The organism is Pontibacter litorisediminis, from assembly GCF_029360645.1.
Lineage (GTDB): Bacteria > Bacteroidota > Bacteroidia > Cytophagales > Hymenobacteraceae > Pontibacter > Pontibacter litorisediminis.
In genome coordinates this window covers 14,173-28,081 of record NZ_JARDUA010000008.1, presented here as the reverse complement: position 1 = coordinate 28,081, position 13,909 = coordinate 14,173, and the positions used below count along the sequence as shown (strand labels likewise).

The following is a 13,909-nucleotide window of genomic DNA, read 5'->3' as shown; positions in this document are numbered from 1 at the left end:
TGTTTACCCTAAAATTTAGACTTTCAGGCAACACCTATCCAGTTTAACCTTCTTAAAAGACTGATTGCATTTATTGCTTTCAAGCTTACGTTCGCTTGTCTTCCGCCTGGCCTGCAAAGCTCACCAGGTTAAACATCTCCCGCATCCGAGACCGCACCCGAAGACCATATACCTGCTCTATCTCTGTGCTGGTCAGGTTGGTGGTCATGTGGGTTTTGAGCCCGCTGGAGATAAACAGATCGTAGCGACTGAGCAATACTTCCCCCATTACCTGACACGTATTTCCGTAGTGGCGCTGTACCTGCTCAGCACCCAGGTCGTCAAAGCAGTATACTAAAGGTTTGCCGCCTCCCCCGTTGCTGTAGCGCCCGATCACATCAAACCCGTCCCGCTGAAAGGCAAAACTTACCTGTCGGCAGGGCACGACCCGGTAGCGTTCTGCCGGGAGCAACAGCAAACGCAGAAGCGTCATCAGGCAGGTCTTGCCGCAGCCGACAGGTCCCGTGAGCAGGATTCCCTTCCGAAGGCTCAGGCCCTGGGCTTCGGCCGTAATCTGGTCCCCGCTGAAGTAAGCCAGCAGCCTGTTCAGCAGCGCATAATCTTCCTCGTAAATCCGGAAGTGTTCTCCATACAGGCGCTTGCCCTGGCGCTCCAGCCAGGGAAGCGCCAGGGTTACCCACTTTTCGTGTTTGCCTGAAGTAGCGTTAGAGAGGCGCTGCATAGTCTTTTGCCTGTTGGTGTCCTTTCTCCGAAACTGGATTATCCTGCTGCTGGCTGAACACATTGCAGGCCCACTTACGGGCCGCCGCCTGCCAGTCCTGCATCGGCTGGCTGCCCACCATCCACCCATTGGCGCTGTAGTGATGGAAAAAGCGCTGTGCCTCCACCTCCCGGTAGCCACAGGCCTGGAAAAAATGCTGCACCTCCTGCAGGTTGGGTGGGGCGAGGGCCTGGATCACTTTCTTTTCTTTTTCGGCGCAAGCTTTTTCTTTGCTCTCGCGACTTGCAGCCTCCTGCTCATTTTCTGAGTTGCTTTGTCCTGCGCGTGCGCCTGCTCCCTCCTTTGAATTGTTTAAGCTGTTTAAGAGGTTTGTCTTGTTTAAGGAAGGGCCTTCCTCCTGTCTGCCTCCTATACAGCCCGGGTTTAGCTCTAGTCCGGTTCCAGTACAAATTTTACCCTGTCGTTGTTGTTCCTCCTCCAGGCCCAGCATGTAGACCAGGCTCCCGCGGAAGTGGTTGTAGGACGGCACATAATGCAGGTAGCCCCAGGCATGCAGTTCCCTGAGGCACTTGTGGTAGGTCACCCGGGAGTGGACATGCGAGGAGGTCATCACTTCCTCCCGGGCAATGGAAATGGGGTTGCGGAAGCGGTGCAGGTTCCACTGCTGAAACAGGGCCATGTAGAGGCTGATGTGCGAGGGGTTGAGCCGGTAGCCCCGGTTAACCCTGTGGTAAAAGCCGGTCAGGTGCGAGATATAGTTCATGACTGGCCCTCCTTTCCCTGCAGCAGCCGGTTGATATCCTCCGTGCGATAGTACAGCGTGCCGCCCACCTTCACAAAGGGCAGCGTGCCGTTGAGGCGCAGCGTCTGCAGCGTGGATGGCGAGATTTGCAGCAGCCGGCGCACCTCGGCGGACTTGAGCACGGGTAACAAGGCCTGGCGCTGCGACTTGCCCAGCAGCCCTTGCAGGTCTTCGAGCAGTTGCCTGCGGAACTGGTGCAGGTCTTCCTTGGTAATGAGTTCTACGGACATAACGGTTATCGTTTAGGTTAGGCCGCTAAAGTGGAGGAACAGCCGCACCTTCCTTCACAAGCAGCCCCCAAGAGGGGAAAGATTTATCTTACATTTTATCTCCCCACTCCGGCCCGGCTTGTGAAGTCTCCCGCCCCGAACCGCCCATCTTCACTAAAAAACACGAGGCTATGATGACCTGTCTCCGTCAACTGATCCACCGGTGCAGCAAGGACTTGTCCCCACCTGCGGCAAGGAAAACACGCTGCGGTCTGGTGCAGCGAGCAAGATGTACTTTTGTATACAAATCGCTTCTGATCCCGCTCCCGCCAACTCCTTCCCCACACCTCGGAACTCGGTGTTTGTCTTCACAAAAGCTAGCATAACTTATGCCCAGAAAGAAAACTTCAGATACAGCAACGCTGCTCTCCCAACCAATCCTGTTCCGGGTAAGGCAGCAGGAGTATGAAAAGCTGCTCCAACTGGCACAGCAGAGTGACTGCCGCTCAATCGGAGAGGTAGTTCGTCGCATCCTGGAGAACCGGCGCATCAACGTCTTTCACAAGGATACCTCCCTGGACGGGGTGGTGGAAGAGCTGGCCGGCGTACGCGAGGAGCTGCGGGCCATCGGCGTGAACATCAACCAGATCACGCGACACTTCAACGCTTCCACCCAGGCCCACAAGCGCGTGTTCCTGGCGCAGCAGGCCCTGGAGCAGTACAAGTTGGTGGGGCAGAAAGTCAATACCCTGCTCACGCTCCTTTCCCAACTGGCCCGGCGATGGTAGTGCGCATTATCACCGGCAAGAGTATCCGCGGCGCGTTGCGCTACAACGAGCACAAGGTCGGGGAAGGGAAAGCTGAGCTCCTGCTGGCCCACCGCTTTCTGCAGGAGCCCCAGGACCTGCGGTGGAAGGACAAGCTCAAGCGCTTTGAGCGGCTCCTGGAGAAAAACCCACGGGTCAGGACCAACTGCGTGCACATCACTCTTAATTTTGCCATGGGCGAAGCGCTGCCCCAACAAACCATGCAGGCGCTTGCCAGCGACTACATGGACCGCATCGGTTTTGGGGGACAGCCTTACCTGGTCTACCACCACCTGGATGCAGCCCATCCCCACCTGCACATCGTCACAACCAACCTGCAGCCAGATGGAACCCGCATCAGTCTGCACAACCTGGGCAGGGACCGCTCCGAACCGGCCCGTCAGGCGCTGGAACAGGTTTATGGCCTGAGGCCGGCGGAAGGACAAATGGAAACGCCACTGGAAACCCTGCTCCGGCTGCCGCTCTCCCCTGCCCGCTATGGCACTTCAGAGACAAAGCGCAGTATCGCCCACATTGTGAGTGTGGTGTCCCGCACCTACAGCTACACCAGCCTGACTGAGCTGAATGCGGTGCTGGGAGCTTTCCGGGTACATGCTGACAGGGGTGGCGAGCAGACACAGATGTTTCGCAGGGGTGGGCTGCACTACCGCCTTCTGGACCGGCAGGGGCAGCCGGTGGGCGTGCCACTGAAAGCCAGCAGTCTGCCCGGCAAGCCTACTCTGGCGAGGCTGGAGAAGCGTTTTGCCCAGCACAAGATGCTCCGCAAGCCACTGCGCGACAAGCTCAGGCAAACACTGGACGAGGCACTGCAAACCCACAGGCCACAGGACAGGGTGTCCCTGGCCGCCTGCCTGCAGCAGGCACAGGTACAGGTCCTTTTCCGGGAGAGCGCCGGCGGGCAGGTCTATGGCGTAACCTTTCTGGATCATGGGCAAAGAGCAGTGTTCAATGGCAGCGAGCTGGGCAAGGCCTACAGCGCTAAGGCGCTCCTTTCGCGCTTGACAGAATCAGATGCCACAATCCGCAGACAGCCTGAGCAGCCGCTGGGGATGTCCCCTCAGGAGCCCGCCTCTAAGCAGGTTCTTTCGCCAAGCGAAGGCTTCCGTGCCCCTACCTTCCTGCAGGAGCTGGTTCAAGCAGACCCGCAGGCAGAAGGACTTGCCTATGAACTGCGCCAACACCCAAAGAAACGAAAACGACGAAGAGTAAAACGCTGATCACTACCCATGAACACCGGAGAGAACCTACAGGGGCTGCGCCAGGTCCTGGACTTTACCCGCCTGCTGAGCCTGGCGGTGCTGCTCCTGCACGGCTACATCTCCTGCCATGCCGCCCTCCTGGATTGGGGCCTGACCCATCCCCTGGTGGACCGGGTAGCCTGGAGCATTGCCCAGGCATTCCTCTTCCAGGAGCCCTGGCGCGCCAAGGCCGCCGCAGGGCTCCTGTTGCTGGTTTCCCTGCTGGGCGCCCGCGGCAAAAAAGACGAGCAGCTCGGGTGTCGCCATATATTGGCCTACCTCCTGCCGGGGCTGCTGTTATATGGTGCCAGCCACCTGCTGCTCAGCAACGCCTCTTCCCTCAGCGCTGCTGCTTACCTCGGCATTACCCTATGGGGGTACCTGCTCCTACTGGCCGGAGGCACGCGCGTTTCCCGCCTGCTGCACCAGCGTCTTTCCACCGACATCTTCAACCGCCATAACCAATCCTTTCCGCAGGAGGAGCGGCTTTTGGAGAACGCCTACTCGGTAAACCTGCCGGCACAATACAGCCTTAAGGGCCAGTTGCGCCGCAACTGGATCAACATCATCAATCCTTTCCGGGCCCTCTTGGTGATCGGCACGCCCGGGGCGGGCAAGAGTTACTTTGTTATCCGCCACGTGATCACGCAGCACATCGCCAAGGGCTTTACCCTGTTTCTTTATGATTTTAAGTACGATGACCTGACCCGCATCGCTTACAATGCGCTGCTCCGGCAAAAGGACAGCAAACGCAGGTTTTACCTCATCAACTTTGATGACCTGTCGCGCACGCACCGCTGCAACCCACTCGACCCGGCCTCCATGACCGACATCACCGACGCCACCGAGGCTTCCCGCACCATCATGCTGGGGCTCAACCGGGAGTGGATCAAAAAGCAGGGGGACTTCTTTGTGGAGTCCCCCATTAACTTTGTCACGGCCATCATCTGGTTTCTGCGACGCTACCAGCAAGGGCGCTATTGCACCCTGCCCCACGTGATCGAGCTCATGCAGGCTGACTATGCCGAGCTCTTTGCCGTGCTGCGCACTGAGCCCGAGATCGAAGTGCTCATCAACCCCTTTGTCTCGGCCTTTGAGCATGAGGCCATGGAGCAGCTCGAGGGACAGGTGGCCAGTGCCAAGATCAGCATGGCCCGCCTGGCCTCCCCCCAGCTTTACTACGTACTCTCCGGCAATGACTTTACGCTGGATTTGAACAACCCGCAGGCACCGAAGGTTGTCTGCCTGGCCGGCAACCCGCAGAAGCAGCAGGTCTATGGGGCGGTGCTCTCCCTATATGTGTCGCGGGCCATTAAGCTGGTTAACCAGAAGAACCGGCTCCCCAGCAGCCTGGTATTCGATGAGTTCCCCACCATCTACTTCAACGGCATCGATAGCCTCATCGCCACGGCCCGCTCGAACCGGGTGGCCACGACCCTGGCCGTGCAGGACTATAGCCAGCTAAAGAAAGACTATGGTCGGGAGCAGGCTGAGGTGGTGATGAACATCGTGGGCAATATCATCAGCGGACAGGTTTCGGGAGAGACGGCGCGGCAGCTCTCTGAGCGCTTTGGAAAGATTGTGCAGGAGCGGCAAAGCCTCTCGGTTAACAGCAGCGACACCTCGGTAAGCCGTTCCACCCAGCTCGAGGCAGCTGTGCCGCCCGCCACCATCGCCTCCCTTTCCTCAGGCGAATTCGTCGGCACAGTGGCCGATGAGCCCTCTTGCCCTATACGCCTCAAGGCCTTTCACGCCTCCATCTTAAATGACCACAAAGCCCTTGCCCGGGAGGAAAAAGCCTACCACCCCATTCCCAAGATCCGGCAGGTGGACCCCGGTGCCGTGCAGCGGCAATACCGCCAGGTAAAGCAGGAGGTACAGCACATAATCTCCTCCATACTTACCCAAGGTTCATCACATCCTTAACCTTTGCTAAAAATAGACAAGTAAATGATTATCAGTATGCTAAAGTTTCCTGTGTCGGAATTCCCTGCTTGGTTCATCAAAGTTTGCCAACATCCTGGCGCTGCTTCCTTACCCCTTTGTAAGCGGCTCCGGTCGAGCCGCCAGACGATGCGACACCAACAAAGCAGAACTATATGATACAGCACGCCAACCAACTCTACGCCGAGCTGACCCAACAGCTCCGGGAAACCGAAGCGCTTCCTTCCCCTTCTCCGGCACAGCGCCAGGAGCGTCTTCTGCAGCACATCCGCAAGGCCATCGATGCACTCAAGCAGCAGGTAATCGCCTACACCTTCGCAGACGAGGCAGAGGAGATAAACTTTTTCAAGGAAATCAAGCCTAAGTTTACCAGTCTGCTTATCTACCATGCCCGCCTGGCCCTGATTGAGCTTAAAAAACCACTGGGTAGCCTGCAGGACCTGCGCCGGCATTACGAGAACGAGCTGCTGCTCATCCGTGTCTTCTACGACCACCACGTGCAGCTCTACCAATACCTGCTCTCCGGGGCCACCTATCTGGACAGCCGCCTTTTTGTGCGGGGGAAAGCAGACCTGCCTTACCACTACAGTACCTCCTCGATGGATACTGACACCCGCTTCAGTACCCACTACGATTACGTTGTCGCGCGCCTGGAAGCCAACCGCCGCCTGGGGGAATACCTGATCCAGGCCATCCACCGCCTAGAGCAGGGCCAGGTCGGGTTTGCCGCTCCCCAGGCCGGGCCAGCATTGACATGGACTGGCTCTAAGGTCTATCTCATTGAGCTGGCCTATGGCCTCTACGAGTCCGGCCAGATCAGCAACGGTACGGCCGACCTGTGTGAGATCACCGAGCAGTTGGAGACCTGCTTTGGAGTGAAGCTGGGTAACGTCTACCGCACCTTCCAGGAGGTGCGCCAGCGAAAGAAGGACAGCCGCACCAAATTCCTGGACCTGATGCGCGAACGCCTGCTGCACCGCATGGATACCCTGGACGGGGCCTGAGGCTACAGCCCCCTGCAAAGGGCGTGGATATATGGAAAAGTTCCGGTGGGCTTTTCCACATACCCACCCCTTGGTAGTGGTGGTTTATAGGAAGGGGGTCTGGAAAAAATATTCCTGAAAAATGTCCCAAGTCAGGGAGGCCTTGTGAAAAAGTGGCTGAGGCCCTGGCCACTTTTGTCTTACCAAGCCCGTCGCACGGGGCGCCGGGTTAACACCTTACAGCCATGCTTCACGACATTCCCTGGTCCCACTTCTTTCTTACTGCCGGAACGGTCCTGGTGCTCTACTACCTGGCCGTACTGCTGCTCTTTTACAGGCACGACATCAAGCGCCAACTCATGCGCCGCTTTGTTCGGGCAGGCCTGCCGGCCCATCGGCCATCCCCTTCGCAGGAGTCCATCTTGGGTGCCGCCTTACCGGAGGCGGCACCTCCCCTCTCTTCGGCAAGCGACCTGCAGGTAGCCTCTGCCCGGCAAGAACAGGCCTCCCCACCTGTGGCCGCCGCCATCCTGGAAGAAGCGGGTGCCCTGCTGGAGAGTGCCGCTGAGACGCGCATGGGCAAAGAAGAGTTTCTCTCCTGCCTGCGCCTGCTTGACGAGCGCCACATGCCTGCTTCTGAGGAAAGACAGGCCCTGCAGCGCTTCCTGCTGGAGCAAAGCCCGTCCAAACTCTCCTTTCCCCTCACCGCCGCCGATCTGGCTGCAACCGAAGATGGTCGATCTAACCGGGCCTGATAACCGCATTTAACTTTAACATAATACTTAAACTAATGGAAAATCTCTTTTCTTCCCGCTCCTGCCAATCTAAGGGCACTCCCCCTGCACCACTAGCAGTGGTGCTACTGCTCCTCTCCGCGCTATCGGCGCATGCCCAGACAGGCGATGGCCAGGCCGGCATCCAGCAGGCCACTGACATGATCAGCGGCTATTTTGACACCGGCACCAGCCTGATGTATGCTATCGGGGCTATTGTAGGCCTTGTTGGGGCTGTGAAAGTCTACCAGAAATGGAACGCCGGGGAACCGGACACAGGCAAGATCGCTGCCGCCTGGTTTGGTAGCTGCATTTTCCTGGTGATCGTGGCCACTGTTCTTAAATCCTTCTTTGGCGTTTAATCCCATTGCTATGGCAACAAGTGTCTACCGTATCAACAAAGGCATCAACCGCCCTATCGAGTTTAAGGGGCTGCGCGCCCAGTACATCGCCTACCTGGCCGTGGGGCTGGTAGGATTGCTCCTGCTCTTTACCTTCCTCTACCTGGTGGGAGTAGCTCTGGCAGTCTGCCTTGGCATAACCCTGCTCCTGGGAGGGGCCCTGTTTGCCGGCGTCTATTACCTGAACAAAACATTCGGCGAGCACGGGCTAAGCAAGCGGCTTGCCCGCCGCAGCATTCCACACTTCCTGCGCCTGCAATCGCGCAGCCTCTTCCTCTACCTTAACAGAAAGGAGGTGTCCCATGGCCACAGCCGTTGACCTGGAGCGCCTGCTGCCGATCTTTGCAGTAGAGCAAGACTGCATCCTCTCCCGCCGTGGCGACGTCACCCTGGCTTATGAAGTGACCCTGCCCGAGATCTTTACCCTCTCAGACCAGGATTACGAAGCCTTCCACCAGGCCCTCATAAAAGCGATACGTCTTTTGCCCCGCCACAGCGTGCTGCACAAGCAGGATTGGTTTGTGGAGAGCGCCCATAAGGCAGCTTTCGACAAAGAGCAACAGGACTTTCTTTCCCGGGCAAGCGAGCGCTTCTTTCATGAGCGCCCCTTTTTCGAGCACCACTGCTTCGTACTGCTAACCAAGCTGCCCGAGGATGTAAAACCCTCTACATCCCTGCTCTCCAGCCTGCTGCGCCGGTCACTAGCCCCGCAGCAGACCCTGCAGCCCCAGCTTTACCAAGAGTTCCTCGACCAGGCAGGGCAGCTGGTGCGGGTGCTGGAGGATAGTGGCTTTGTCTCACTCCGCCGGCTCTCTGATGCCGAGCTCACCGGCACCCCCAACCGGCCAGGTCTGCTAGAGCGCTACTGCGGCCTGCTCCCGGTCGGTAGCGCCCCTATGCTGCAGGATATTCACCTCCGGGATGGTCTTCGCATCGGAGACAAGCATTGCCAGCTTTTCTCCCTGGCTGACGCAATGGACCTGCCTGCCCTGTGCGGGTCCCGGGTGAATTATGACCGTTACTCTACCGACCGCTCCCGCTGCAGCACGGGCTTTGCCTCTCCGCTGGGTCAGCTGCTGGCCTGCAACCACCTGTTTAACCAGTACATCTTCATCGGGGACGCGCCCAAAACCCTTGAGCGCCTGGAAAGCAAGCGCCTGCGCCTGCAGTCCCTTTCAGCTTACTCCCGCGGCAACGCCCTGGCGCGCGACGCGGCTCAGGAGTTTCTGCAGGAGGCTGTGAGCCAGCAGCGGCTGCCGGTCAAGGCGCACTTTAACGTGCTAGCCTGGACAGCGGATGCCGACAGGCGAAAAGAACTACGCAACACGGTTTCCTCGGCGATCGCACAGCTTGACGCTACCCCCAAGCTCGAGACGGACGGGGCCCCACAGCTCTTCTGGGCCGGCCTACCGGGTAATGCGGGCGACTTTCCGATGAACGAAACTTTTGATACGTTTCTGGAGCAAGCCTGCTGCTTTCTGAACCTGGAGACGGCTTACCGCTCCTCCCTAAGCCCGGTAGGGCTGCGCCTGGGCGACCGCCTCACCGGCCGGCCAGTGCACGTGGACATCTCAGACGAACCGGTGGAGAAAGGGATCTGCACCAACCGCAACAAGTTTATTCTCGGGCCATCGGGCAGCGGCAAGTCCTTTTTTACCAACCACCTGGTGCGCTCTTACTACGAGCAGGGTGCCCACATCGTGCTGGTGGACGTGGGCCATTCCTATAAGGGCCTCTGTGAGCTGGTCGGCGGCTACTACTTTACTTACGATGCGCAGCACCCACTTTCCTTTAACCCCTTTTACCTGGGGGAAGAGGTCGAGCCGGACACGGAGAAAGGCGAGAGCCTGAAGACACTGCTGCAAGCGCTGTGGAAGAAGGACTCCGAGACCACCACACGCGCAGAGTACGTGGCGCTTTCCAATGCGCTCGAGCAGTATTACCTGAACCTGGCAGCACACCCTTCTATACTCCCCTGCTTTGACACCTTCTATGAGTTCGTGCGGGACACTTTCCGGGAGCAACTCCAAGCGGAGGGCGTGAAGGAGAAAGACTTTGACGTAGGTAACTTTCTCTACGTGCTGCGCCCCTTCTATAGGGGCGGCCAGTATGATTACCTGCTCAACGCCCGGGAGGACCTGGAGCTGCTCCCCCAACGCTTCATCGTCTTTGAGCTTGATACCATCAAGGATCACCCTGTCCTCTTCCCGGTAGTGACGCTCATTATCATGGAGGTGTTTCTATCCAAAATGCGCAAACTGAAGGGGGTGCGCAAGGTCATCCTCATCGAGGAGGCCTGGAAGGCTATCGCCCGGGAGGGCATGGCTGAGTACATCAAGTACCTTTTTAAGACCGTGCGCAAGTTCTATGGGGAGGCCATTGTCGTGACCCAGGAGGTAGAGGACATCATCTCCTCTCCCATCGTAAAGCAGGCCATCATCAACAACTCCGATTGCAAGATCCTGTTGGACCAGCGAAAGTACCTGCACAAGTTTGACGACATTCAGCAGCTGCTGGGCCTCACAGAAAAAGAAAAGGCCCTGGTGCTCTCGGTGAACCGGGCAAACGATCCTGCCCGCACCTATAAGGAAGTCTTCATTAGCCTGGGGGGCACGCTCTCCAAGGTCTACCGCACCGAGGTGTCGCTCGAAGAGTACCTTGCCTTTACTACCGAGGAAAAAGAAAAGCTGCAGGTAGAAGCCTATGCTGCCCGCTGGGGAGGCGATATGGCCAAAGGCATCCATGAGCTGGCCCAACATATCCGCACCCAAAAACAACAGTCCCATGAAAGCATCCTATAGAATTCTTCTGCTGATCCTCTTGCTCAGTACCGCCACGGAACCAAAGCCAGCCTATGCACAGGATCCTATCACAGAGGCCATCAAGGCCGGCGTCACAAAGGTGATTGTGGCCCTGGACCTTCAGGTGCAGCGCATCCAGAACGAGACCATCTGGCTGCAAAATGCCCACAAGGTGCTCGAAAACAAGCTATCCGAGCTCCGGCTCACCGAAATCTCCGAGTGGTCTGAGCGCCAGCGCCAGCTTTACGCCGACTATTATGCCGAGCTCTGGAAGGTAAAGGCCGCCATCGCCACCTACCGCCAGGTCCGGGAGATCATCACCCTGCAAGCGGCCCTGGTCGCGGAATACCGGCGGGCTTACGGCCTGTTCCGCCAGGACGGCAAGCTCTCCCCGGAAGAGCTGGACTACCTCTACCGCGTCTATGCCGGCATCCTGTCTGAGAGCATCCAGCACCTGGACCAGGCCCTGTTGGTGACCAGCTCCTTTGCCACGCAGATGAGCGATGCAGAGCGCTTGAAGCGCCTGGAGAAAGCCGCCTCGGGCATCCGGCAAACTTACAGCGACCTGCGGCGCTTCAACGCCCGCCAACTCCAGCTGTGCCTGCAGCGCGCCCGCGAGCAGGGAGACCTGGTGGCCATGCAACGACTCTACGGTATCACCCCAGGCAAATGACATGAAACAGCTTTTCCTCCTTGTCCTACTCCTGCTGGCAGGGCACACGCTCCGGGCGCAGACCTTTGACGAGTGGTTCCGCCAGAAAAAGACCCAAAAAGAATACCTGGTGCAGCAGATCGCGGCCTTACAGGCCTTCTCCGGTACCCTGCAGCAAGGATATGTCCTTGTCCGTGAGGGGCTCCATACCGTGCACACAATCAAAGCAGGCGACCTTGGCCTGCACCAGGGCTTCTTTTCCTCCCTCAAGTCTGTGAACCCTGCCATCGCCCGGCTCCCGCAGGCAGGGGACATGGTCACCTGGCGGATGATCCTGGAAAAGGCCTTCATCCATGCCTGTTCTCTTCCCCTGCTGCAGGCTAGCGAACGCACCTATCTTGACCAGATCCGCTCCGCTGTACTGACCCGGTTAGCAGCAGATTTGGAGGCGCTCCGGCAAACGCTCACGGCAGGTGAACAGGAGCTGAGCGATGCGGCGCGGCTGGAAAGCATGAACAGCCTTCATGCCAGCTCCCGTGAAACGGTCGCCTTTGCACAGGCCTTCCTTGCAGAGCTGCAGCAGCTGTCCCGGCTGCGGGAGCGGCAGAGCCAGGAGGCCGCGCTACTGCGCCAGCTACAGGACTTACCATAAACAGAAAGAAGATGAAACAAAGCTACTTTACCCTGCTACTGCTTCTTTTCCTGGGGGCCGGCTTACCGCCCCGCGCCCAGGCACAGGCCGATGAAATACAGCAGCTGCTGCTCAACGTCGAAAAGCTCCGGCAACTCAAGAGTATCCTCTCGGACATGAAGCAGGGCTATGACATCCTTCACCGGGGCTACGGCACCGTCCGCGACATATCGGAAGGGAGCTTCAGCCTGCATGACGCCTTTCTGGAAGGTCTCCTTGAGGTGAGTCCAACGGTTCGCCACTACCGGCGCGTTGCCGAAACGATCGCCCTGCAGCAACGCCTGGTGCAGGAATACCGCGGTGCCTACCGCCGCTTCCGGGAAGTCGGGGCGTTTACGCCAGAGGAGCTCACCTACCTGGCTAGCGTCTACGAAAAGCTACTGGAAGAGAGCCTCCAGCATCTGGAGGAGCTCGTGCTCGTGCTCACTGCCGGGGAGTTGCGTATGGCCGAGGCCGAAAGGATGGAGGCCATCGATCGTCTCTATGAGGCCACACTTGACAAATTTGGTTTCCTCCGCCACTTTAACCAACAGGCTACCCGGCTGGCCCTACTTCGGGCCCGGGAACAAAATAACCTGCAAGCGGTGCAGCAGCTCTACTACCTCATCCCCTAACCTCCAGTCAAAACCTATGAAAAAGCCTCTTTCCCTCATCTTCCTTTTATCCCTGTGCCTACTGTGGCCCAAGGCCTCTCAGGCACAGGGGCTAACCGACCAGATGCAGGGCCTGCACCAGGTTCTGGCCCAGCTCCATGAGCAGATGCTTCCCCTCTGCGAGCAGCTCATCGGCGTAGGGCGCGGCCTGGCCGGCTTTGCCGCCCTTTGGTACATTGCCTCCCGCGTCTGGCGCCACCTGGCCAACGCCGAGGCAGTGGACTTCTACCCGCTCCTCCGGCCCTTTGCCCTGGGCCTGGCGATCCTGCTCTTCCCATCCGTGCTGGGGCTGCTCAATGGGGTGCTGCAACCCACCGTCTCGGCCACCGGCGCGATGGTGGAAGATTCTGATAGGGCCCTTGCCCGCCTGCTGGAACAAAAGCAAGCGGCTATCCAGCAATCCGACGCCTGGCAAATGTATGTGGGTTTGGATGGGACAGGTGACCGGTCCGAGTGGTACCGCTACGCCCACCCGGAGGATCCGCTCGGGGAAGGGGAAGGCCTGCTGGAAAGCATCGGCAACGACATGAAGTTTGCCATGGCCCGTGCCTCCTTTAGCTTCCGCCACTCCATCAAGCAGTGGATGTCGGAGGTACTCGAGGTGCTCTTCCAGGCAGCTGCCCTGTGCATTAACACCATCCGCACCTTTTACCTGGTGGTACTCTCAGTGCTCGGCCCCCTGGTCTTCGGACTCTCCGTCTTTGACGGGCTTCATCACACCCTTACCGTCTGGATCGCCCGCTACATCAATGTATTCCTGTGGCTTCCCGTGGCCAATATCTTCGGTGCCATCATCGGCAAGATCCAAGAGCACATGCTCCTGCTCGACATCAGCCAGGTGGAAGTGAGCGGCGATACGTTCTTCAGCGCCACCGACACAGCCTACCTCATCTTCCTGCTCATCGGCATTGTGGGTTATTTCACCGTTCCCAACGTGGCCAACTATATTGTCCATGCCGGCGGCGGCAATGCCCTGCTCTACAAAGTAACCAACTTGCTGAGCAGCGCCAGCCACACCACCGTCTCAGCTGGCGGCATGGGGGCCAGCTATGCGGCCGGCACGCTCGGTGCCGGAGCCCAGCAGTTGGTACACGGCATGGCCAGCTTCTATGGACCCAACCAAACGGGCACCAGCCAAGCCGGCAGCAGCGCACCCGCCAGTTATCAGCAGGAACGGCTTTCCGGAAAGACAGATGACCACACCTAATCCCACA

15 protein-coding genes are annotated in these 13,909 nt (G+C 58.5%); 12 read left to right on the top strand and 3 right to left on the bottom strand.

Going from position 1 to position 13,909, the window contains the following annotated elements; genetic code table 11:
• Positions 1–85 precede the first annotated feature (85 nt).
• Genes PXG97_RS18800 through PXG97_RS18790 form a run of 3 tightly spaced genes read right to left on the bottom strand, consistent with a single transcriptional unit; the run spans position 86 to position 1,753 of the window.
• Positions 86–721: a P-loop NTPase family protein gene (locus tag PXG97_RS18800; RefSeq protein ID WP_276499374.1), complete on the bottom strand. Its 636-nt coding sequence runs from the start codon at positions 719–721 to the stop codon at positions 86–88.
• Positions 705–1,484, bottom strand: a complete 780-nt coding sequence (locus PXG97_RS18795) for a hypothetical protein (protein WP_276499373.1) — start codon at positions 1,482–1,484, stop codon at positions 705–707. The genes PXG97_RS18800 and PXG97_RS18795 overlap by 17 nt, the downstream gene beginning before the upstream one ends.
• A complete protein-coding gene (locus PXG97_RS18790; RefSeq protein ID WP_276499372.1) occupies positions 1,481–1,753 on the bottom strand; it encodes a helix-turn-helix domain-containing protein in 273 nt (90 codons plus the stop codon). The genes PXG97_RS18795 and PXG97_RS18790 overlap by 4 nt, the downstream gene beginning before the upstream one ends.
• A 368-nt stretch (positions 1,754–2,121) precedes the next feature.
• On the opposite strand from PXG97_RS18790, the gene PXG97_RS18785 reads away from it, so the two are divergent.
• The 12 genes from PXG97_RS18785 to traJ all read left to right on the top strand — a co-directional run bounded on the left by PXG97_RS18785 (position 2,122) and on the right by traJ (position 13,902).
• Positions 2,122–2,520 (top strand): plasmid mobilization protein, encoded by a 399-nt coding sequence (locus tag PXG97_RS18785; RefSeq protein ID WP_276499370.1) that lies wholly within the window; start codon positions 2,122–2,124, stop codon positions 2,518–2,520.
• Positions 2,514–3,776, top strand: coding sequence for a relaxase/mobilization nuclease domain-containing protein (locus tag PXG97_RS18780; protein WP_276499369.1), 1,263 nt, complete (start codon positions 2,514–2,516; stop codon positions 3,774–3,776). Before PXG97_RS18785 ends, PXG97_RS18780 begins: the two co-directional genes overlap by 7 nt.
• A 9-nt stretch (positions 3,777–3,785) precedes the next feature.
• Positions 3,786–5,723, top strand: a complete 1,938-nt coding sequence (gene mobC / locus PXG97_RS18775; protein WP_276499368.1) for a conjugal transfer protein MobC — start codon at positions 3,786–3,788, stop codon at positions 5,721–5,723.
• 173 nt (positions 5,724–5,896) lie between these two features.
• Complete coding sequence (locus PXG97_RS18770; protein ID WP_276499367.1) at positions 5,897–6,745, top strand: RteC domain-containing protein; 849 nt, start codon at positions 5,897–5,899, stop codon at positions 6,743–6,745.
• A gap of 224 nt (positions 6,746–6,969) precedes the next feature.
• The gene (locus tag PXG97_RS18765) at positions 6,970–7,479 is read left to right on the top strand and encodes a hypothetical protein (protein ID WP_276499366.1); all 510 of its coding nucleotides are present in this window, start codon (positions 6,970–6,972) and stop codon (positions 7,477–7,479) included.
• Positions 7,480–7,514: 35 nt separating this feature from the next.
• Complete coding sequence (locus PXG97_RS18760; protein WP_276499365.1) at positions 7,515–7,859, top strand: DUF4134 domain-containing protein; 345 nt, start codon at positions 7,515–7,517, stop codon at positions 7,857–7,859.
• A 10-nt stretch (positions 7,860–7,869) separates the two neighbouring features.
• Positions 7,870–8,217 carry a DUF4133 domain-containing protein gene (locus PXG97_RS18755; RefSeq protein ID WP_276499364.1) on the top strand — a complete coding sequence of 116 codons (348 nt, stop codon included), beginning with the start codon at positions 7,870–7,872 and terminating at the stop codon, positions 8,215–8,217.
• On the top strand, positions 8,201–10,699 hold the full coding sequence (locus PXG97_RS18750; RefSeq protein ID WP_276499363.1) for a TraG family conjugative transposon ATPase: 2,499 nt from the start codon (positions 8,201–8,203) through the stop codon (positions 10,697–10,699). Before PXG97_RS18755 ends, PXG97_RS18750 begins: the two co-directional genes overlap by 17 nt.
• Positions 10,683–11,372, top strand: coding sequence for a conjugal transfer protein TraI (locus PXG97_RS18745; protein ID WP_276499362.1), 690 nt, complete (start codon positions 10,683–10,685; stop codon positions 11,370–11,372). The genes PXG97_RS18750 and PXG97_RS18745 overlap by 17 nt, the downstream gene beginning before the upstream one ends.
• A gap of 1 nt (position 11,373) precedes the next feature.
• Positions 11,374–12,003, top strand: coding sequence for a hypothetical protein (locus PXG97_RS18740; protein ID WP_276499361.1), 630 nt, complete (start codon positions 11,374–11,376; stop codon positions 12,001–12,003).
• 11 nt (positions 12,004–12,014) lie between these two features.
• A complete protein-coding gene (locus PXG97_RS18735) occupies positions 12,015–12,656 on the top strand; it encodes a TerB family tellurite resistance protein (RefSeq protein ID WP_276499360.1) in 642 nt (213 codons plus the stop codon).
• 16 nt (positions 12,657–12,672) lie between these two features.
• Positions 12,673–13,902, top strand: a complete 1,230-nt coding sequence (gene traJ, locus PXG97_RS18730) for a conjugative transposon protein TraJ (protein WP_276499359.1) — start codon at positions 12,673–12,675, stop codon at positions 13,900–13,902.
• The last annotated feature ends 7 nt before the right edge of the window (positions 13,903–13,909 follow it).